Source organism: Erythrobacter sp. (assembly GCF_039988855.1).
In the GTDB taxonomy this organism is placed as follows: Bacteria; Pseudomonadota; Alphaproteobacteria; order Sphingomonadales; family Sphingomonadaceae; genus Erythrobacter.
The window spans coordinates 548,310-570,132 of the sequence record NZ_JBDXIY010000019.1; the positions used below are offsets into that span (position 1 = coordinate 548,310).

At 54.6% G+C, this 21,823-nt stretch carries 16 protein-coding genes; 12 read left to right on the top strand and 4 right to left on the bottom strand.

From position 1 onward, the window contains the following. The 8 genes from ABJ205_RS14740 to ABJ205_RS14775 all read left to right on the top strand — a co-directional run bounded on the left by ABJ205_RS14740 (position 1) and on the right by ABJ205_RS14775 (position 10,231). Positions 1–1,629: a preprotein translocase subunit YajC gene (locus ABJ205_RS14740; RefSeq protein ID WP_348156802.1), complete on the top strand. Its 1,629-nt coding sequence runs from the start codon at positions 1–3 to the stop codon at positions 1,627–1,629. 24 nt (positions 1,630–1,653) lie between these two features. Continuing rightward, positions 1,654–2,901: an XrtA/PEP-CTERM system-associated ATPase gene (locus tag ABJ205_RS14745; RefSeq protein ID WP_348156804.1), complete on the top strand. Its 1,248-nt coding sequence runs from the start codon at positions 1,654–1,656 to the stop codon at positions 2,899–2,901. Positions 2,902–2,921: 20 nt separating this feature from the next. After that, positions 2,922–3,854, top strand: coding sequence for an XrtA system polysaccharide deacetylase (locus ABJ205_RS14750; RefSeq protein WP_348156807.1), 933 nt, complete (start codon positions 2,922–2,924; stop codon positions 3,852–3,854). Continuing rightward, a complete protein-coding gene (locus ABJ205_RS14755; RefSeq protein ID WP_348156810.1) occupies positions 3,851–4,912 on the top strand; it encodes a FemAB family XrtA/PEP-CTERM system-associated protein in 1,062 nt (353 codons plus the stop codon). The genes ABJ205_RS14750 and ABJ205_RS14755 overlap by 4 nt, the downstream gene beginning before the upstream one ends. Before the next feature lie 12 nt (positions 4,913–4,924). Further along, a complete protein-coding gene (locus ABJ205_RS14760; protein ID WP_348156812.1) occupies positions 4,925–6,148 on the top strand; it encodes a TIGR03087 family PEP-CTERM/XrtA system glycosyltransferase in 1,224 nt (407 codons plus the stop codon). Continuing rightward, entirely contained in the window at positions 6,138–7,169 is a 1,032-nt protein-coding gene (gene xrtA, locus ABJ205_RS14765) for an exosortase A (RefSeq protein ID WP_348156815.1), read from the top strand. The genes ABJ205_RS14760 and xrtA overlap by 11 nt, the downstream gene beginning before the upstream one ends. A gap of 14 nt (positions 7,170–7,183) precedes the next feature. Continuing rightward, positions 7,184–9,082: an XrtA/PEP-CTERM system amidotransferase gene (locus ABJ205_RS14770; RefSeq protein ID WP_348156817.1), complete on the top strand. Its 1,899-nt coding sequence runs from the start codon at positions 7,184–7,186 to the stop codon at positions 9,080–9,082. A 225-nt stretch (positions 9,083–9,307) separates the two neighbouring features. Further along, on the top strand, positions 9,308–10,231 hold the full coding sequence (locus ABJ205_RS14775; protein WP_348156819.1) for a crotonase/enoyl-CoA hydratase family protein: 924 nt from the start codon (positions 9,308–9,310) through the stop codon (positions 10,229–10,231). A gap of 18 nt (positions 10,232–10,249) precedes the next feature. Here the strand turns inward: ABJ205_RS14775 and zapE are convergent, their stop codons facing one another. From zapE to ABJ205_RS14790, 3 genes are read right to left on the bottom strand one after another with little or no spacing between them, the layout of a single operon-like run. Then, positions 10,250–11,380, bottom strand: coding sequence for a cell division protein ZapE (gene zapE / locus ABJ205_RS14780; RefSeq protein WP_348156822.1), 1,131 nt, complete (start codon positions 11,378–11,380; stop codon positions 10,250–10,252). Continuing rightward, complete coding sequence (locus ABJ205_RS14785; protein ID WP_348156824.1) at positions 11,377–11,853, bottom strand: PaaI family thioesterase; 477 nt, start codon at positions 11,851–11,853, stop codon at positions 11,377–11,379. Before ABJ205_RS14785 ends, zapE begins: the two co-directional genes overlap by 4 nt. An 11-nt stretch (positions 11,854–11,864) precedes the next feature. Next, positions 11,865–12,647: a succinate dehydrogenase iron-sulfur subunit gene (locus tag ABJ205_RS14790; protein ID WP_348156827.1), complete on the bottom strand. Its 783-nt coding sequence runs from the start codon at positions 12,645–12,647 to the stop codon at positions 11,865–11,867. Between the two features lie 386 nt (positions 12,648–13,033). Between ABJ205_RS14790 and ABJ205_RS14795 the strand changes: the two genes are divergently transcribed. After that, positions 13,034–13,666, top strand: coding sequence for a class I SAM-dependent methyltransferase (locus tag ABJ205_RS14795; RefSeq protein WP_348156830.1), 633 nt, complete (start codon positions 13,034–13,036; stop codon positions 13,664–13,666). A gap of 64 nt (positions 13,667–13,730) precedes the next feature. Here ABJ205_RS14795 and ABJ205_RS14800 read toward each other — a convergent pair whose 3' ends face one another. Next, positions 13,731–16,436: an Rne/Rng family ribonuclease gene (locus tag ABJ205_RS14800; protein WP_348156833.1), complete on the bottom strand. Its 2,706-nt coding sequence runs from the start codon at positions 16,434–16,436 to the stop codon at positions 13,731–13,733. Between the two features lie 469 nt (positions 16,437–16,905). Between ABJ205_RS14800 and ABJ205_RS14805 the strand changes: the two genes are divergently transcribed. The 3 genes from ABJ205_RS14805 to prfB all read left to right on the top strand — a co-directional run bounded on the left by ABJ205_RS14805 (position 16,906) and on the right by prfB (position 21,643). After that, positions 16,906–17,790, top strand: a complete 885-nt coding sequence (locus tag ABJ205_RS14805) for an N-acetylmuramoyl-L-alanine amidase (RefSeq protein WP_348156836.1) — start codon at positions 16,906–16,908, stop codon at positions 17,788–17,790. Positions 17,791–17,873: 83 nt separating this feature from the next. Then, entirely contained in the window at positions 17,874–20,399 is a 2,526-nt protein-coding gene (locus ABJ205_RS14810; RefSeq protein WP_348156839.1) for a transglycosylase domain-containing protein, read from the top strand. Positions 20,400–20,515: 116 nt separating this feature from the next. Then, positions 20,516–21,643 (top strand): peptide chain release factor 2, encoded by a 1,128-nt coding sequence (gene prfB, locus ABJ205_RS14815; RefSeq protein ID WP_348156842.1) that lies wholly within the window; start codon positions 20,516–20,518, stop codon positions 21,641–21,643. The last annotated feature ends 180 nt before the right edge of the window (positions 21,644–21,823 follow it).

Sequence of the window (21,823 nt, forward strand, 5' to 3'; positions counted from 1 at the left end):
ATGCGTCATACAACTGGAACCCTACTTGCTGGGATCACAGCGCTCGTGATTGCAACTCCTGTCGCCGCGCAAGACGGCAGTCAGGCAAGCGGCCAAGATCGTGCAGTCACGGTGCAGCCTTACATTGAGGTTTCGCAAATTCTAACTGCACAATTGTCGCCGGAAAGCGATCAATTGACCTTCACACAAGTGGCGATCGGGGTTGATACCAGTCTCCGCGGCCGGAACAGTGGAGCTTCGGTTTCTGTGCGTTACGAGCGTAACATCGGTTATGGCGATGATGCGGTTGATACAGATACGGTCAGTGGTATCGCGCGCGGCTATCTCTCGATTATTCCGCAAAACCTAACGCTTCAAGCTGGCGCTTTGGCAAGCCGTTCGCGCGTTGATGGCGGGGGTGCTGTTTCTGGCAATCCTCTGGTGAGCGATGATGCCACGAGCCAAGTTTACAGCGCCTATATTGGACCAGACTTCCAAACCCGCGCCGGTGCACTTGAGATCGCTGGTAATGCCCAAGTGGGCTATAACCGGTTCGAGGCCAATGACGCAGTTTTCGATTCCGCTGGAAATCAGGTGGACATTTTCGATGACAGCACAACCTTCAGCGGCCGCCTTGCGGTGGGTGCACGTCCTGGCGACCTCCTACCGATTGGCGTTGCGGTAAGTGCGAGCGGTTTTCAGGAAGACTCTTCCAATCTTGATCAACGCGTCCGCGATGCATTCGTGCGCGGCGACGTCACAATTCCCGTATCTCCAACGGTCGCCCTGGTTGGCGGTGTGGGATATGAAGATGTTGAGGTTTCAAGCCGCGATGCTGTTCGCGATGTGGATGGCAATCCGGTTTTTGGCGACGATGGCCGTCTAATCACGGACACTGCATCAGACCGCTTGATCGCTTTCGATGTTGACGGGCTTTTGTGGGATGCAGGTGTCCTATGGCGCCCATCCTCGCGCACCAGTTTAGAGGCGCGAGTTGGCCGCCGCTATGACAGCACCACCTATTACGGCACCTTCAGCTATGTCCCGAGTGATCGCAGCTCGCTTGCAGTGCAAGTCTATGATGGCATTTCGGGTTTTGGCGGTGTGTTGAACAACTCGCTAGCTCAACTCTCGAGTGATTTTGAAGCGCAGCGCAACCCGGTGTCTGGTGATTTCGGCGGCCTCGTCCAAAGTGACGAAGGCGTCGGGCTCATTAACCCGCTGGGCTCCATCCGAAGCTCGGCATTCCGTGGCCGGGGTGTTGCGGCCAGTTACCAACAACGGATCGGTCGCCTCAATGCCGCTCTTGGCGTGGGCTATGATCGCCGCAGTTTCATCGCTGCGGAAAATAGCGTTCTTGCATCGGTCGATGGTCTCGTTGACGAAAGTTATTACGTCACTGGCTCGCTTAGCCGCAATGTCGGTCGCAGCGGAACCTTATCTGGTAGCGCTTACGCAAGCCTCTTCGAGACGAGCGGCGATGACAATGGCGACGTGACCGCGTTTGGTGCCTCGGCTGCATACAGCCGTACAATTGCGGGTCGGCTTTCAGCACGAGCCGCCCTTGCATTGGATTATTTCGACAGTGAATTTTCGGACGAAGATTTCGCCACGGCCACAGCTTTGCTGGGCCTTCGGTATGACTTTTAAGAGCGACATGGAGCGTTAGGAAACATGTACGATCAATATTACGGCTTCAGCGGACGACCGTTTCAGCTAACCCCTGATCCTGATTTCTATTTTGAGAGCGCAAGCCACAAAAAGGCGATGAGCTATCTCGGATACGGGCTCAATCAAGGTGAGGGCTTTATCGTCATCACTGGCGAGGTTGGAGCCGGCAAGTCAACGCTGGTCGCGCATCTGATGGAGCGTATCGACCCAGAGGCGCTAACCGTGGCTCACGTTGTCACATCTGCCTTGGACGGTGAAGAGTTGATCCATGTGGTTGCGCAGTCTTTTGGCATTGCCGTTGATGGCAAGGATAAAGCAGGCGCATTGGGAGCGATTGAACAATTCTTGCAAGATGAGGCGCGCGAAGGACGCCGTTGCCTTTTGATCGTGGATGAGTGCCAAAATCTTGAGTTTACCGCGCTTGAAGAGTTACGGATGCTATCGAACTTCCAACTGGGTTCGCACCCATTGTTGCAGAGCCTGCTGTTGGGACAGCCGGAATTCCGCCGCACGCTGGCACATCACCCAAACCTTGATCAATTGCGTCAACGGATCATCGCCTCGCATCATCTCGAAGCGCTCGATGAAGAAGAGTTGGAAGATTATGTCCACCACCGCCTGACCCATGTGGGTTGGGAAAATCAGCCTACGCTTGGTGAAGGGCTGCTACCGGCCTTGTTTGAATCAAGCGATGGTATCCCGCGCCGCGTGAACCAGATTATGAACCGCGTCCTATTGCTTGGTGCAATTGAAGAACGTGACGAAATCGGCGCGCGGATGCTTGACGCTGTTCTTGAGGAAATGGACGAGGATCACCTGCGCGCAACCCCTAAGCAGTCGGCGCCCAAAGAAATCAGTGAGACTGGGTCAACTCTGGATTTGGCAGAGGCGCAGATGGTTGACGCTGACGAGCCAGAGCCGTTTGTTGCAGACGTCGAGGTGGCCGTTCCTGCTGAACCTGTTGCTGCTGACGCAGAAGCAGAGATAGAGAGTGTTCCAGCCTCCGAAGTCGCAGCCATTATGGCGCAGCGTGATGCGCGGACTGCCGAACTCGAAGCGGCGATCGGCGAACTTCAAGCAGCGGGCGCAGAGCCTGTGTTTCATATGCCTCAACCACAGGTCGGAGAGGATATGGACGACGCACTTGGCCGGATTGAGGCACGTTTGGAAGAACAAGAACGTTCCTTCCGCCATGTGCTGACCATGCTGATCGAGTGGCTTGAAGATGATCGGTCCCGCGAGGCGGCCTAGTTGACGAGCGCGCAAAGGCCATGAATGCACAAAGCCCATTTCCTTTTGAGGCTGCTCAAAAGCAATCCATCATCAATGGCCTCTCGGTCGATGTTGAAGATTGGTTTCAAGTGGGCGCCTTCGAAAATGTCATTGAACGTGATGACTGGGACGGCCTGAAAAGCCGCGTTGAAGGCAATGTTGATCGGATCCTTGATCTGTTTGGGGAGGCGGGTGTCAGTGCGACATTTTTCACCCTCGGGTGGGTTGCAAAACGCTGCCCGCAAGTGATCAGGCGAATTGCGGACGCAGGGCATGAGGTTGCCAGCCACGGCTTTGACCACGCGCGCGTTTTTACCCTTGATCCTGCAAAGTTTGCAGAGGACATTCGGGTCACAAGGGAAATTCTAGAAGATGCATCGGGCCATGCAGTCATTGGATACCGCGCACCTAGTTTCTCAATCGACCCGCGTTCGCTTTGGGCGTTTGAGGCGTTGGCGGCACAAGGATACAAATACTCTTCTAGTGTCGCGCCTGTGGTTCATGATCATTATGGATGGCCAGAGGCGCCGCGTTTCGCGTTTCGGCCTGTGGTGGGCTCTGATCTCATAGAAATTCCGGTGACTACGGCTTTGTTGGGGGCACGTCGCTTGGCAGCTGGGGGAGGGGGCTTTTTCCGTGTCTTGCCTTACGCTTTTTCCCGCTGGGCCATCGCCCAAGTTAACCGCGAGGATGAGCGCCCGGCAGTCTTCTACTTCCACCCATGGGAAGTTGATCCAGAGCAACCGCGCGTTGCCAACGCTCCGCTGCGCTCAAAACTGCGCCATTACACCAACCTTGATAAGATGGCGGCTAAGCTAGGCAGGTTGGTTTGCGAGTTTGAATGGGGCCGGATGGATGCATTGGCCGAGATCGAAGCGCGCCGCGCCAGTGATCTTCATATCGCATCATCTGACTTGGATGCGGCGCAATGAACGTGCCGGTCAACCTTTCGCTCAAAGTCGAGCTTGTCGATCTTTCAGATGCGAGAAGCAGTCTGAGGGTTGATGAATTTGTCAACGAAACGGGTGCCAGCCTGTTCCATCGTACTGCATGGCTGCGCGCGGTGGAACGCGCGACTGGTCAGAAAGCTACCGGATTTATCGCTGAACAATTGGGCGTCATTCGGGGCTGGCTACCTTTAACACAGGTGCGCTCATTCCTTTTTGGCAAAGCTCTGGTCTCAAGCGGTTTTGGCGTTGGCGGCGGAGTATACGCCGAAACCCCAGAGGCCGCAGAAGCGCTTGCCCGGGCGGCACAGGAATTTGCTGCAAGGTTCGGGTTTGGCAGTGTGGAACTTCGCGGCGGCGATATTCCGGAAGATTGGCAAGCTGTTTGCGGCAAGCACGTTGGGTTTGAACGGGCCTTGGCTGCGGATGACGATGCAGAATTGCTAGCAATCCCGCGCAAGTCACGTGCTGAGGTCCGTAAAGGGCTCAAAAACGGGCTCGAAGTTCGGGTGGGACGGTCGAAAATAGACGCCAAGATGCACTACGCAGCCTATTCGGAAAGTGTCCGCAACCTGGGCACTCCTGTCTTCCCAAAGGCGCTTTTCAAATCGATGCTCGAAGCGTTTCCGGAAGAAAGCGATATCCTGACCATCTTGCGCGATGGCAAGCCGTTGGCGAGCGTTCTTTCTTTCTATCACAATGGCTCTGTCCTGCCGTTTTGGGGCGGGGGAAGCGTTGCAGCGCGCAGCGCGCGAGCCAATGAACTTATGTATTACGAATTGATGCTGCATGCTCGGAAACGCGGGATGGGGCGTTTTGATTTTGGGCGCTCAAAAGTGGGAAGCGGTCCAGCCAAGTATAAGAAAAATTGGGGTTTTGAACCCTGTTCTTTGTCCTATGCGATTTGGACCCCGCCCGGAGCCGTAGCACGTGATGTCGATCCGACAAGCGAAGCTTACAGCCGCAAGATTGAGCTTTGGAAAAAGTTGCCGTTGCCGGTTGCAAACACGATTGGTCCGTTCATCGCTCGCGGACTTGCGTAAAGAGGCGGGTCGATGAGCGAAATTCTCTTCCTCGCGCACCGTGTGCCGTTCCCGCCCAATCGCGGTGACAAAATTCGCAGCGCCCATTTGCTGGAAAAGTTAGCAAAACTCGCTCCGGTGCATGTCGGTTGCTTTGCTGAGACTGACGAAGACAGGGAAGGGGGTAAGGATGTCGCCGCACTCGCTGCCACACACTGCGTTGTTAACCGCAGCAAACCCCTTGTGCTCGCCGGTGTCGAAGCGGTGCTTTCAAGAAAGCCAGTTAGTCTCACAGCCTTTCACAGTGCCCGGTTAGAAAACTGGGTGCGCGAGACGCTCACAAATCGTCCGATAACGACGATATTCGTGTTCTCAGGCCAGATGGGACAGTACATTCCGGACGATTTTGCCGGACGGATCGTAATCGACCTTTGTGACGTTGATAGCGCCAAATTCGAAAATTACGCCGATACAGGTCAGCGTGTTTGGCTCAATTCGCGGGAAGGCCGCCTCCTCGCTTTAGAAGAAGAGCGACTGGCGAAGCGTGCCGATGCAACCATCTTGATTAGCGAGAACGAAGCGGCGCTTTTCCGGTCACGCCTTGATGAACCTTCAAAAGCCAATGTTCAAGTGATCGGCAACGGAATTGATGCCGAGTTTTTTGACCCCAGCCGTGCGCAGGTCCATCCAGAGCTCGCTTCTCGACCCGGACCACATTTCGTGTTCACAGGGCAGATGGATTATCCGCCCAATGAGCAAGCAGCATTGTGGGCCATCGACGCGTTCTGGATAGCCTATAAGGGCGATCAACCAACCGCAGAGATGCACATTGTTGGCCGAAATCCAACGGGTCTTCTGGAAGGAAAGGCCGGGAACGGTGTCACTATTTGGGGCGAAGTCCCCGATGTCAGGCCTTTCATCGCTGCTGCCGATTGCGTCGTCGTTCCGCTGTCAATCGCGCGCGGTGTTCAGAATAAAGTGCTTGAAGCTATGGCCATGGCCCGGCCTGTAATGCTGACTAGCCAAGCGGCCACAGGTATCGATGCACGCGATGGAGAGCATTGGTTGCTTTGTGCTGCCGAGGCACAGGCAATGAAGACGCGCTTTGATGCGATGATGGTTGATCCGTTAAATGCACAAGAGATTGGCGCAAATGGCCGGCAGTATGTGCTCAACCATCACGACTGGGATGCGATGCTTGCACCTCTCGACATGCTTGTCGACATTGGTGCAGAGGAGCCGCGCAATGCCGCATAAGGTGTCCTTAGAAAACGCGGCGGCGCCTTCGTTCGTCGCTCGGTTCAATACAGCTTGGCGTGAGGCAATAGCTTTGCTTGCGTTTGGGGCTTTGGCGATTGTGACCGTCACGATGCGAGAATGGGCAGAGATGCTGCACCAGTGGTGGAACATCGACACCTATTCTCACATTCTGCTTGTCCCGGTCATCATCGGTTGGCTCGTTGCACTCAAAGTTGGCGAGCTTACGAAAATGGACCCCCGTCCTTGGATGCCAGGTCTTTTGATCGTCGCAGCAGGATTAGGGCTTTTGTTGCTTGGACGGGTGAGCGGCGCCAACCTTGTCGCACATGCCGGCGGGGTGGGCGCGCTTCAAGGGCTCGTCATTGCCGCGTTGGGGCCGCGCGCGTCTGCGGTCATCGCGCTGCCGCTTTGCTTCGGCATATTTCTTGTGCCGTTTGGTGATGAGATCATTGAACCGCTGCAAGCCACTACAGCACATATTGCAATCGCTCTTACAAAATGGAGCGGCATTCCTGCGCACTTTGACGGCATATATATTGACACCCCTGTTGGTTTGTTCGTTGTTGCCGAGGCGTGCTCGGGTGTGCGCTTTCTTATCGCCATGGTGACACTTGCCGTCTTGGTTGCATTTACCCGTTTCACCAAATGGGCCCACCGAACCGCATTCCTGGCAGTATCGATCATTGTCCCAATTATTGCCAATGGGATCCGGGCGTGGGGAACGGTTTACGTCGCGCAAAGTCAAGGCGTTGAGTTTGCCTCTGGATTTGACCACGTCTTTTATGGCTGGTTCTTCTTTGCCTTTGTCGTGGTCCTTATTCTGGGCCTTGCTTGGCGCTTTTTCGATCGGGAACCCGAAGATTATGGCTGGACTGCCACACAGACCGAACGATTTGCATTGTTGAATCCGTTGGAATTCGGGTTTGCTCGTCCGCTCACTGTCCTTGCAGGCGTATTGGCGCTGAGTGTACTCGTCGGTTTTATAGCCCTGATTGCTGCCCAAGCGACTTTGAGCTAACCGCTTGAACCATAATGTGCGGGATCGCTGGAATATTTCACTCTGAGACGCCAAAGCCGGTCGATCCTATTCGGGTTGAACGGATGTGCGAGGCTATGGTCCATCGCGGGCCCGATGGCTCTGGTGTTTGGACTGAACTTGGCGTTGGCCTTGGCCACCGGCGCTTGTCGATCATCGACCTTGAAGGATCGCCGCAACCGATGCATTCAATCGATGGACGCGCGGTCATCGTGTTCAACGGCGAGATCTACAACTACCGAAAACTGCGGGCAGAGTTAGAGCGCGAAGGGGCGACATTTCGCACTCAAGGAGATACCGAAGTTATCCTTGCAGCTTGGCGGCGTTGGGGGCCTGATTGCCTCTCCCGGCTTGACGGGATGTTCGCCTTTGCGCTCTATGACTTAGACAAACGCCAGCTCTTTTTGGCGCGTGACCGGTTTGGAGTTAAGCCGCTTTTCCTTAGCCAACTCTCGGATGGAAGCTTGATTTTTGCTTCAGAGTTAAAGGGACTGCTAACGCATCCACTCATGCGTAGACGGCTCAATCCGCAAGCGCTCGATGCTTATATGGCTTGGGGTTATGTTCCCGACACGCATTCGATCTTGGAAGGCGTGACAAAGCTCCAGGCGGGCCATTTCCTTCTTTTGGAACAAGGCAAGCCCCTTACTCCGCAGCGCAGATGGTGGGATATTAGTTTCGCCGAGCGGAGCAAAGGTAAAGAGGCCGATCTTTCGGCAGAGCTTGTGCATTTGCTGCGTGAAGCGGTGCAGTCTCGCATGGTGTCTGATGTGCCATTGGGGGCTTTCTTATCCGGCGGTGTCGATTCATCGAGCGTCGTTGCCTTGATGAGTGAGGCGAGTTCTGAGCCTGTGAGAACATGCTCGATAGGCTTCGATGTCGAGGCGCTTGATGAGACAGGGTATGCCCAGAGAATAGCCGACACGTTTGAGACTTCGCACGAGGCCCGAACGGTTAGTCAAGACGATTTCTCCGAGATCGACACATTGGCTGGCATGTTTGACGAACCCTTCGCCGATGCCTCGGCGCTTCCAACGTGGCGCGTTTGCCAGTTGGCGCGAGAAAAGGTCACTGTGGCACTGTCGGGTGATGGCGCGGATGAAGCGTTTGCGGGATACCGGCGCCAGGTTTTTCATCACAATGAAGAACGCGTGCGCTCGCTCCTCCCAGCAGGCGTTCGTGGAAGCTTGTTCGGCGGGCTGGGCCGTGTTTGGCCCAAGGCTGATTGGGCACCGCGTCCTCTGCGCGCCAAGACCACATTGCTTGCTCTCGCCGAAAGCGGTGAAGAAGGATACGCCCGTGCCTTATGTGTTACGGGATCAAATATTCGATCTACGCTCTATTCGGCGACACTTCAGCAGGAACTTGGCGGGTTTCGACCCGAGGACGAGTTGATTGGCGTTATGCAAAATGCCCCTGCGCAAAGCGGACTTGACCGGGCGCAGTATGCCGATCTTTCGTTTTGGTTGCCGGGGGATATCCTAACCAAGGTCGATCGAACCAGTATGGCTGTAAGCCTTGAAGCGCGGGAACCGTTGCTTGACCATAGATTGGTGGAGTTCGCCGCCAAACTTCCCGATACGATGAGGGTTCGTGGGACGACGGGCAAATATCTGCTTAAGAAGTGCATGGAGCGGTATCTGCCGCAAGACGTACTCTATCGCCCAAAGCAGGGGTTTGTGACACCGATTACTGCTTGGATGCGCGGTCCTTTGGCAAAGGACGTGCGTGCGATCGGGCAAAATTCGGTTTTGGTCCAATCCGGATGGTTTGATAGAAAGGCTGTTACAGCACTTGCGGATGGTCATATATCGGGCGCAAGCGACCATTCCCGCACCCTATGGCAGTTGCTAATGCTCGAAAAATCGATCTCAAGATTGGGCGTGCAAGGATAAGTTACTGCCGACAACGGATAAAATTGAAGTCAGCGGAATAATCTTATTACGAACAACTGTCCCAATTTGTCACAGTAATGAGCGAGACTGTCTAAACCTGAAAAATATGCATTTGCAAAATCATGCAACATCGGAGTAATCTTTCCTTGACGCGCTACAAAATAACGGCGTGCACATGCCATTCGATTGAATTGGTGTGATTTGGGTCAAGCCGGAGAATGGTGCATGGACAGCAGTGCTGGAAATCCGATCCCTTTATCAAGGGATGATGATGTGCTTGCTGATAGCGCGCTAAACAATGCCGTTCCAGGCGGCCTTTTCGAACTGAATGAACTGGATATCTTGTACGATGATCGCTCTGCGGTCTTGTGGTCCTATATGCGACCAGAAGGTCGGCCGAGCTTCACATCTTCGTTGCTTGCAGATTTTGAGCGTTGGCAAGACCTGATCTCAGACGGATTTGGTGAGGGGAAGGTGCCCTTGCGCTATCTTGTCCTTGGTAGTCGCTCACAAGATGTGTTTTGCTATGGCGGCGACCTGCACCTGTTCCAGAAATTGATCCGGTCGAAAGATCGGGCAGGTCTCATGCGATACGGCCATCGCTGCTGCGCGATCTTGGAACGTAATATGCGTTCGCTTGACCTTCCAATGCTGACCATTGGTTTGGTTCAAGGTGCCGCACTTGGCGGTGGGTTCGAAGCGCTCTTGTCCTTTGACCACATCATTGCTGAACGACATGCCACATTTGGCCTTCCTGAAATCATGTTCGGCTTGTTCCCAGGAATGGGAGCGCACGCCTACCTTTCGCGCAAGGTGGGTAAAGCAATGGCAGAGCGGATTATTGTCTCAAATAAGACTTACACCGCTGAGGAAATGTACGATTTTGGTATCGTCCATGAAATTGTCGAGCAAGGCGAAGGCGAAAGCGCAGTGCGCGACTTTATCAAGAAGTCTGAACGCCGTCATTCTGGCCTTGTCGGTGCGCGCCGTGCCAGCAAGCTTGTTTTCCCACTCAGCCTCGAAGAGTTGAATGGGATTACCGAGCTTTGGGCTGAAACCGCGCTCAAACTCACTGAAACGGACCTGAAGGTGATGAGCCGGCTTGTTGCAGCGCAAGGGCGCATTGCGGACCGGTTGGCTGCCGCCTGAGCCCGGCGGCGTGACCCGCTAACCCAACAGAACGCTGGAATGTGCACCATGGCCAAGCGCCATGTATTCGTCGCTTTGCATCTCATTCAAGCGGCTGACGGTGCGTTCAAATTCGAAGCTTCCATCGCCTGAGGGATAGAGCGTTTCAGGCTCATTTGCCGCGGTTGCAAACAGCTTCACACGGTGTTCGTAAAGAGCGTCAATCAAAGTCACGAAACGCGCCGCTTCATTGCGTTTTTCCGGACCAAGTTCAGGAATTCCCACGATAATCACGGTGTGATAGGCCCGCGCGATTGCGAGATAATCGGGGGCCCCCCTTGCTTCGACGCATAGGCGCTTAAAGCTGAATACGGCCACACCTTTGAGCGCTTTGGGAACATGCATTGTGCGTTTCGCGCCAACCGCCAATTCGCTACTCGGTACATTCGCGGCGTCCTCAGGGTTAAAGTCGGTGAGTCTGAAGAACACCTCGCGTACCTTGTTAGTCGCGGGATCTCCGAGCGGCGAATACCAGCTTTTCAAATCGCCAATGCGATCGAGCCTGTAATCGGTTGGGCCATTTAGACTAACCACATCAAGTTCGGCGTGGATCAAATCGATAAAGGGTAAGAAATGTTCGCGGTTGAGACCGTCCTTATAAAGGTCTTGAGGAGGGCGATTGGATGTGGTCACGATTGTCACATCACGCTCCAAAATAAGCTGTGTGAATAGCCGGCTCATAATCATGGCGTCAGCTGAGTTGGTCACCACCATTTCGTCAAAGGCTAATACGCGCACGCCTTCCGAGAGCTTCATCGCGGCGGGAGGAATGGGGTCACCTTCATGGGTCTTGCGCGCCTCTCGCATGGCCTCATGGACTTCTTGCATGAATGCATGGAAGTGAACGCGTCGCTTTTCCTTAATGCCAAGGCTCTCGTGAAACAGGTCCATCAGCATGGACTTTCCGCGCCCGACGCCGCCCCACATATATACACCTTCTGCGCGCACGGTTTTGCGAGAGAAGAGCTGTGTCAAAAGCCCGCCTGGGCGCTCCGCCTCAAGCTCTTTTTGCAATGCGTCCAGCCTTGCCGCAGCCCTTCTTTGATCGGGGTCCGCCTGCAACTCGCCGCTGGCGATCAGCTGTTCATACCGGGCGAGGGTGCCCGTCATGCGGTTGTGTTAGTTTTTGTGCTCGAAAACTTACGCACGATACCGGAATGAGATGCGACGACATTGTCGCCTTGGACGACCTGACCGCGGATGAACATGAGTTTGCCGGTTTCGCGCACGATTTCGTTGACAGCATCAAGTGGGTGAGCGGGGTCTCCGCCTCCTACAAACTGGGTCGACAATTCGAGGGTGACAGAAGGACCTGCGTTTCCTCCGCCGATCAAATGCATGGCCGTGAACATCGAAATGTCGATCAAGGAAAGCGTGATCGCGCCGTGGATCATCCCCTGCAAATTCTGATGCTTACGCTCTGGAAACATACGAAGGCGAGCTTTGCCGTCTTCATCCACGCGAGTGATAAGATGCCCCATCACCGTGCCATTAAAAATGGTCTTGTCCCGAATGTTCCATTGCCGCCAACCTGGGTTGTGAGGGCAGGGGCCGTCCTCGAAATACTCTTCGCGCAGAGACATCGCCGCCAAGCTTAGATAGCGCGTTCGGCCATCATTTTCTTGGTCTCCGCAATGGCTTTTGCAGGCGACAAACCTTTCGGACACACATTCGCGCAATTCATGATTGTGTGACAGCGATAGAGACGGAAAGGATCTTCTAGTTCGTTCAAACGCTCACCGGTCATCTCATCACGGCTATCGGCAAGCCAGCGATAGGCCTGAAGCAGGATCGCAGGGCCGAGGAATTTGTCTGAGTTCCACCAATAGGACGGGCAAGAGGTTGAGCAGCATGCGCACAAGATGCATTCGTATAGTCCGTCAAGCTTCTCGCGTTCTTGCGGGCTCTGTAGGCGTTCTTTACTTGACGGCGTCGTGCTGACGGTTTGCAGCCACGGTTTGATCGATGCATATTGCGCATAGAAGTGAGTGAAGTCAGGCACGAGGTCCTTGATCACGTCCATATGCGGTAGAGGCGTAATGCGAATTTCGCCCTTCAGATCCTCAATCGCTGTGGTGCAGGCAAGACCGTTCTTGCCGTTCAAATTCATCGAGCAGGAACCGCAAATCCCTTCGCGGCAGGAACGACGAAATGTCAGGGTTGGATCAACTTCATTCTTGATCTTGAACAGCGCGTCCAAAACCATTGGACCGCAGTCCGCAAGGTCAATCTCGAACTTGTCATAGCGCGGATTTTCGCCTGTATCGGGATCATAGCGATAGATCTTGAATGACTTTACCCGAGAACCGCCGGACGCCTTGTGTACCAGGCCTTTGCCTTTGATCTTCGAGTTTTTCGGTAGCGTGAAAGTCGCCATGATCGCTTATCCCTATTTGCGTGCCCCCCTATCTAACGCCTTCGCTGTGAGTGGCAAGAGAGCGGGTGTTGCGAGTATTGGGTTCGGCAGCGATCAGTGGTCAATTTGTTGGGGAAAATTGACCCTGGCCTTAGTTCCTTCCAGAAGGCATGGGGATAAATAGCATTTAAAATGAATGGGTTATGTAGCTGCCAGAGGTTGGTGCCTTTCCAAGCATCCCATTGGCGAGAACTCATTTGTTTATCCCTCAATATGGCCGTGATTTCCAATGCAGGAATTATCGCCACGCCCAGCGACCTGTCAGGCCTCAAGACAAAGACAGGTTTTCGCTTGGCAAAAGCGCAATTTTCTAAGAGCTTGTCAGATTAAGAGCAGGGGAGAGCGAGATGCCGGGAGTTGGCGATTGGTATGATGCGCACATTATGCCGAAATTGATCGGATGCGCGTGCGGAACGGGTCAGGTGCTGAAACGCCGCGCGAACGTGGTTCCGCTCGCATCTGGAGACGTGTTCGAGCTTGGCTGTGGCTGCGGGATTAATCAGCAGTTTTATGACGCGAAAGCGATAAGGAGCTATGCAGGGATCGACCCGCACGAAGGAATGCTCGATACCGCTCGTGAGGCCGCGGCTGCCAAGGGCTGGGAGGTCGATATGCGGCAAGGTGTGGGCGAAGATATCCCCTTCGCCAGCCAGTCATTTGATACCGTCGTTTGCACATTTACGCTTTGCTCGGTTCAAGAACCGCAAAGTGTTTTATCCGAAATGCAGCGCATTCTTCGCCCCGGCGGCACTGCGTTATTCCTTGAACATGGCCGGGCGCCCGATACCAATGTTGCGAAATGGCAGGACCGAATTGAACCTGTTTGGAAGCGGTTGGCGGGCGGTTGTCACTTGACGCGCCCAATTGCAGCAGCCTTTGAAAAGGCGGGCTTCAATGTCCACCTTTTGGGCAAAGGCTACATGCCCAAGACGCCGAAATTCGCCATGTGGAATGAATGGGGTGCAGCGAACAAGGCGTAAGTTGAAAAGAACGCGCCTGTTCAAAAAGAAACAACTTCCCGAACAAGCGCGCTCTTTATGTCAGTTACTCACCAAAAGTACGCTGCCACCAACCGCGTTTCTTCGGTGCGCCATCATCCACATCACTGTTTCCTGCATCGTCTGATGCGATCTCTTCAGTTGCCTTTGTGGCTTTAGCGGGAGCCTTAGCCGCTTTCTTGGCCTTTGCGGGTTTGGCCTCCACCTCAGCGGTTTGCGCTTCGGCTTCAGGCTCCACCTTCTTCTTGCGAGGCGCGCGCTTACGTTTAGGCTTCTCGGGCTTAGGTTCTTCTTCCGCTGCCTCGGGCTCTTTTGCCTCGGCTTTGTCGCTCTCAGATGCTTCGGTTTTAGCTTCTGCTTCGACTTCTGCCTTCTTCTTACGGGGAGCGCGCTTGCGTTTAGGCTTCTCAGGCTTGGCGTCTTCCGCAGGCGCCTCGTCGGGCGCAGGCTCTTCAACCTTAGCCTTTGGAACCTCTTCGGCCTGAACTACAGCTTCGCTGTCAGCCTCACCTGCGTCGTTAGCAGGTGTTTCTTCTGGAGCGCTCTCGCCTTCGCCATCCTGCTTGCGTCGGCGACCACGGCCACCACGGCGGCGGCGCCGCTTCGGCTTGTCTTCGCCATCGGCATTTTCGTCAGAGGAACCTTCTTCATTCGAGTCATCTTCAGATGATTCTTCGGAACCTTCATCGCCTTCATCGCCATTTTCATCATGGCGTTTTTTGTTGCGACCCCGGCCACCGCGGCGCCGGCGACGCTTTTTCTTGCGTGGTTGATCGTCGTCTTCCTCATCGAAATCTTCATCGACAGGCAGATCGTCATCTTCTTCATCATCGACGATAGGCTCAAACTTCGGTGCCTGAGACGGACGTGGACCAGAGCTGGCCACGCTCATCTTCGCACCTTCATCTTCACCTTCAGGGGAGACTTCGATGGTGACACCGTAACGCTTTTCAATCTCGACCAGTTCGCCGCGTTTTTCGTTGAGCATATAGATCGCAGCTTCGGTGCTTGCCGCAAGCTTGATCACGGTGCCTTTGCCTTTGGCGGCTTCGTCTTCGATCAGGCGAAGTGCGGACAGGCCGGCGGATGATGCGGTGCGTACAAGTCCTGTGCCATCACAGTGTGGACATTCGCGAGTGGTCGCCTCCAGCACGCCGGTGCGCAGCCGTTGGCGGCTCATTTCCATCAGGCCAAAACCCGAAATACGGCCCACTTGAATACGCGCACGGTCGTTCTTCAAGGCCTCTTTCATCGCCTTTTCGACCTTACGAACGTTGGAGTTGTACTCCATGTCGATGAAGTCGATTACGACCAGACCTGCCATATCGCGCAGACGCAATTGGCGTGCAATCTCACGAGCTGCTTCAAGGTTGGTGTGGAGCGCTGTCTGTTCAATGCCGTGCTCTTTGGTGGAGCGGCCTGAGTTAATGTCGATAGACACCAACGCCTCAGTTGGGTTGATGATCAGATAACCGCCCGATTTGAGCTGGACCATCGGATCATACATCGCTCGAAGCTGATCTTCAGCTCCATAACGTTGGAACAAAGGTACAGGATCGGAATAGGCTTTTACCCGGCGCGCATGGCTGGGCATCAACATTTTCATGAAGGCCTTGGCCGATTTATAACCGTCCTCACCTTCGACCACGACCTCTTCTATCTCGCGGTTATAGATGTCGCGGATCGCGCGTTTGATAAGGTCGCTGTCTGAGTGGATCAGGGACGGTGCAGTAGAACTTCTTACGTTATCGCGAATGCCGTTCCACAAACGGGCAAGATAATCGAAGTCGCGCTTAATCTCGGTCTTTGTGCGTGAAAGTCCGGCAGTGCGAACAATCAAGCCCATGGTCTTTGGCAGATCGAGACCGCTCACGACCTCTTTCAAACGCTTGCGGTCACTGGAAGAATTGATCTTGCGGCTGATACCACCGCCGTGGCTGCTGTTAGGCATCAGCACCGTGTAACGGCCAGCAAGGCTAAGATAGGTGGTGAGGGCAGCGCCCTTGTTGCCGCGCTCTTCTTTGACCACTTGCACTACCAAAATTTGGCGGCGTTGGATTACGTCCTGGATTTTATAGCGGCGGCGAAGGGCCATGCGTTTGGCGCGCACTTCATCGACCTGCTTAGCGCGGCTTCGGCCGCCCTTATTGTTGCCCTTACCTTGGCGCCTGCGACCACGGCCGCGGCGACCACGGCGCGGTTTTTTGTCTTCGCCTTCTTCTTCAGAAGCAGCCTCTTCGGCTTCGTCATCATCAGCATCGTCATCATCTTCGCCGTCGTCGTCAGACGTACCGTCTTCGATTGTGGCGACTTTTTCTTTTTCGCTGGTGTCGATTTCTTCCAGACCATCTTCGGCGAGATCTTCTGCGAAAGCTTCAGCGCTTTCATCCTCGGCGTCATATTCTTCGCCGGGAGTGACGCCCTCTTCCTCTTCCTCGGCACGAAGGCGCGCTTCTTCTTCGGCGGCCTCGGCTTCTTCAGCAAGAAGCGCTTCGCGGTCGTCTTGCGGGATTTGGTAATAATCAGGGTGAATTTCATTAAAGGCAAGGAAACCGTGACGATTACCGCCAAAGTCCACAAATGCGGCCTGCAACGAGGGTTCAACCCGCGTGACTTTGGCCAAATATATGTTGCCTTTTATCTGCTTGTGTTCAGCAGATTCGAAATCGAATTCCTCAATTCGGTTGCCTTTGAGCACCGCCACCCGGGTCTCTTCCGAGTGGCGCGCATCGATTAGCATGCGCGTTGCCATTAAATATTCTCCAAACGCCCCGCGCTCGTTCCGCTCGACCAGCAAATATGCTTAGCCGCCGGGAGGGGGTGGGACGTAAATTGTGTGGGTAAACAGCGCAGTGTCTCAGATGTTTACTGTGTGCGCTGGTGTTAGAAACAACGTCTTCTCTTGTTAGAGAGAAAGATGTCATGAACGTGTCTGCTGTGAACGAGTTTCGGGTATCTACCGGCTTGCGACTCGCAATTTCTCCTGCGGCAAAGCGCCGGGAAAATTCTTGCGAGGAGAAGCGTCTCGTCACTGCATCAACCTGTGTGTGGCCGGGGGCGCAATGTGTTTCGCGCTCGGGGACCTTGTGAATAAGGCGGAAATTCGAAAGCACCCTAGAGGTGGTATCCTTTCCGCTTTCCTAGCAACAACTAGCACCGTGGGTAGTTAGCCGCAACACTATTGCGCTATTGGTGCGCAACATTCTAATCCGTTGAGCACTATGAGTGTACGCACGCTCCTTTTCCTGATCCTTGCTCTTCCTGCGCTTTTGCTGGGGGGGGCGACTGCATTGGGCATGACAATACCTGTTCCCGAATGGGGGCGCGAATATGTGATGCGGATTGTGATCGCCTCTGAGGCCCCTCCACTTGAGCTACCTGATATTCAAGGGCCGGATGACACGGCCCGACCTCTTGTCGTCATTGACGCAGGCCATGGCGGACGCGATCCGGGCAAGGTTCAGCGGCTTCCCAATGGGGATGAAGTTTACGAGAAAGACTTGGTTCTCGCTCTTGCATTAGAATTGCGCGACCGTTTGTTAGAAGGCGGCGGTGTGCGTATCGCGATGACACGCGACGATGACCGTATTATCCCGCTTGCCTATCGCCCGGAAATCGCACGGCAATTGGGGGCGAATTTGTTCGTGTCGATCCATATCGATTCCGCAGGCGACCGGTCAGAGGTGTCAGGAGCCACGGTTTATACGCTTTCCAATGAAGCATCGAGCGAAGCGGCGGCACGTTTTGCAGAACGTGAGAACGCAGCAGACAGCCTAAACGGGATCAGCGTCGAAACGGACAATTCACAAGTGAGTGACATCCTTGTGGAATTGTCGCAGCAACGCACCCAAGAAGACGCAAGCGAGCTTGCCGCGCTCATCTTGCGCGAAGGCGACGGCAAGATTGCCTTCCATCCGTTCGCGAAACGCTCCGCAGAGCTGGCGGTTCTGCGCGCACCTGATGTTCCCGGTGTCCTATTTGAAAGTGGTTTTGTGACCAATGAAAATGATCTCGCCCGCTTGATGAGCGAAGAAGGGCGGAGCGCCTATGTCGATACATTGGAGAGGGCGATTAGGGTCTATCTCGCGCGGCGGTCGGAGCGATAGTTCCCCTTCGCCCAACACTTAGCCGGAAACTAAGTCTCTTGATGCTAGTATTTGTCCGCGAACCCAAGTAAATCGATAAAATAATGTCCAGCGATACCCCAACACTCGACCCGAGCGAACTCTCTTTCCCGGCCTATTTCCGCTATCGCGTGACCCGCGATCTGGGCGGTGCAACGGCGTGGTTTGGCGAAAAATGGCGTGCCAGCCTTTTGTTTAAACTTATCGCGTTTGCGCTGGCTTGGTTGATAGTACTATGGCTTGCCGTGTGGTTTTTTCTGGCAAGCGATTTGCCGGAAGCGGAAAGCCTTGTGGAATATCAAACCCCGCTTCCTACTGTTGTTCGCGGGGCGGATGGCGAGATTGTCCATTCTTATGCCCGTGAACGCCGGGTTCAACTGCAATTTGCCGATTTCCCTGATCGCTTGGTTCAGGCTTATATTTCGGCCGAAGACAAAACCTTTTTCACCCACGGCGGTGTGGATGTGACGGGCACAGCCAATGCGGTGTTCGATTATGCCACTAAATACGGTTCGGGTGAGCGTGCAGTGGGCGGTTCAACCATCACGCAGCAGCTTGCGAAAATCCTGCTTTTGGGTGACGAATATTCCGTTACGCGAAAGCTGAAAGAGATGATCCTTGCAAGCCGCATCGAGGGCGTGCTTGAGAAAGAAGAGATCCTTGAGCTTTACCTCAATGAGATACCTTTGGGACGGCGTTCGTTTGGTGTGCAAGCCGCGGCCCGGGCCTATTTCGACAAAGATGTAGGCGATCTTGAATTGCACGAGGTGGCATTCTTGGCGATCCTGCCCAAGGCACCGGAGCGCTATGGTCGTTCGGGTCAAGAAGAAGCCGCTATGAACCGGCGCGACTTTGTGCTGGCTCAAATGGAAGACAACGGTTTTATCACAAACGCAGAACGCAGCGCCGCAGCGGCTAAGCCACTGGGCCTCGCTCGACAACGCAGTCGACGTAGCGCGGACGCTGGATACTTCCTCGAAGAAGTGCGCCGCCAGTTGATCTCTGACTTTGGCGAGACCGCCGAAGATGGCGAAAACAGTGTTTACGCAGGCGGTCTTTGGGTTCGAACGTCACTTGATGTTGAAATGCAGAATGCTGCGCGCGAAAGCCTTCGTCGGGGGCTAATGCGTTATCATGGGCGGCGGGCGTGGTCCCGACCGATTGCGACGATCGATATGAGCGAAGGCAATTGGGCAAGGCAGCTAGCCAGCTCGTTTTTGTCGGTCAGCTATGAGGACTGGCGTGTAGGCGTGGTGACAACGCGCACGGGCTCATCCGCTACAATTGGCTTTTCCAATGGCGATGAAGCGCCGCTCACCAATTTGCCAAATGCATTGAAAGCGGGCGACGTCATCACAGTTAGCCCTAGCGGGAATGGGTTTAGAGTGGAAACGCCGCCAGCTGCAGAAGGCGGAATGGTAGTCCAAAATGCGCAAAGCGGGCGGGTGCTCGCCATGCAGGGCGGGTTTGATCACCGTCTTTCAGACTTCAACCGTGCAACACAGGCGATGCGTCAGCCCGGCTCCACCATCAAACCTTTCGTTTATGCGACAGGCCTCGACAATGGCATGACCCCATCGACCGAGATCGATAACACGCGCTATTGTTATTATCAGGGCCGCCAATTGGGCGAAAAATGCATTCGCGGCGGGCGTGCAGGACAATTTCCGATGCGCTATGGGCTTGAGCAATCACAGAACATTATGACAGTGCAGATCGGAATGCAGGCGGGCATGTCGAATGTCGTCGATACGATCAAAGCTCTCAATATTAGTGATGATGCAGACCCTTATGCCGCAACGTCTTTAGGTTCTGAAGAGACATCGGTTTCGCGCATTGTTGCAGCCTATGGAGCGCTTGCGAACCACGGTAGGTTGAACAGTCCAACAGTGATTGATTACGTCCAAGACCGCATGGGCAAAGTCATCTGGCGCGCGGACAACCGGCCGTGCAATGGCTGTAACATGGCCTCTTACGATGGCTCGTCCATGCCGCGTTTCGGTATCAAAGGGAGGCAGGCGATGGATGGTCGTACCGCTTTCCAGATTATGCATATGCTGGAAGGGGTTGTGACCAGAGGCACTGCGACGGTGCTTAATGACCTTGGCCTGCCATTGTTTGGTAAGACGGGCACCACAACCGGACCAAAAGACGTGTGGTTTGTTGGCGGCACACAGCGTATTGTTGCAGGTGCATATGTGGGTTTTGATAACCCTCGCAATATGGGTGGCTATGCCTATGGCGGGACTATTGTTGCGCCGATCATCAAAGACCTGATCAGAAGTTCACGCGACCATTGGTCCGATTTGCCGCCGGTTGCGCCAGAAGGCATTCGCATGGTCCGGGTGGATCGCCGCACTGGTAAGCGGGTTCAGGCAGGCTGGCCTTCGAGAGATGGAAATTCCGACATCATCTGGGAGGCGTTCAAACCGGATACAGAACCAGAGCGTTCAACTCGTCAGGATGAAATCGCTGCCAAGCGCGACGAAATTCTCGCGTTGATCCAAGCAGGCCGCGAAGGCGGTGGCCAGGCCCGCCGCGCAGAGGGTGAGCCTGAGAACTTTGCGGAAGAACAGGGCGGGATTTACTAAGAACGAGGCCGCACCTGCGAAGTACGGCACGCTGCCTGCTTTACAATCACATTCCCTGCGTTAATCGGGGCCTGCATTTGCCGGGCTTCGTGCAAGCTTAAACCAAAGGAATTCCCATGCGGGCCGAGGCCCAATCCTATATCGACCGGATCGAAGCAGCGCTTGATCTTGTTCGCCAATCGCTTGATTGGGAATCCGCTTTGCGGCGTCTGGATGAACTCAACGCTCGGGTTCAGGATCCGACGCTTTGGGATAATCCTAAAGAGGCGCAAAAGATCAGCCGCGAACAAAAGCTGCTCGAAAATGCGGTGGAGACAGTCAATCATATCTCCGCTGAAATGGGCGACGCAGTCGAATTCATCGAAATGGGAGAGGCCGAAGGCGAGGAAAGCATCGTGAATGATGGTCTTGCCAGCCTTGAAAAGCTCGCGGCGCGCGCTGATGCCGACAAAGTGCAAGCGCTTTTGTCAGGCGAAGCAGACGCGAACGATACATATCTCGAAATCCATGCGGGTGCTGGCGGGACGGAAAGCCAGGACTGGGCCGAGATGCTCTTCCGCATGTATGCGCGCTGGGCCGAACGGCGCGGGTTCAAGGTTGAAACGGTTGAATATCAAGCAGGCGATCAGGCCGGCATTAAATCGGCAACGCTTCTGATTAAGGGTGAGAACGCATACGGTTATTCCAAGACCGAAAGCGGTGTTCACCGCCTTGTCCGGATCAGCCCCTATGACAGCGCGGCAAAACGCCACACCAGCTTTTCCAGCGTTTGGGTTTATCCGGTAATCGACGATGACATTGATATTGAGATTAATCCTGCAGATCTCAAAATTGACACTTACCGTGCTTCTGGTGCGGGCGGGCAACACGTAAATACAACCGATTCTGCCGTTCGTATAACCCACCAACCCACCGGCATTGTGGTCGCAAGCCAGAACGACCGTTCGCAGCACAAGAACCGCGCCACAGCGATGAACATGCTCAAAGCCCGCATGTTCGAACGCGAAATGGCGATCCGCGAGGCAGAGGCGTCGGGCGAATATCAGGAAAAAAGCGAGATTGGCTGGGGTCACCAGATCCGATCATACGTGCTGCAGCCCTATCAGATGGTGAAGGACCTACGCACCGGCTTTACCAGCTCATCGCCTGACAAAGTTCTGGATGGCGAGATCGATGGCTATATTTCAGCGGCGCTCGCGCAGCGCGTCACAGGAGAGGCTGTGGATGTTGAGGATGTCGAGTAGATACCAACAGCCCCGCTGGATGCACTGCTAAAGTTATTTGAACGCGGCTTTGACCGTTCGCGTGCAGCAAGGCTAGGCATCCTAAATGTAACCTTGTGGCAAATCGGTTTTGCCTAGGGCCCGCTGTAACGCTAGAAGCTGGTAGATATGTTTTTCCGCCCTCATTGTTTAGCCCTTACC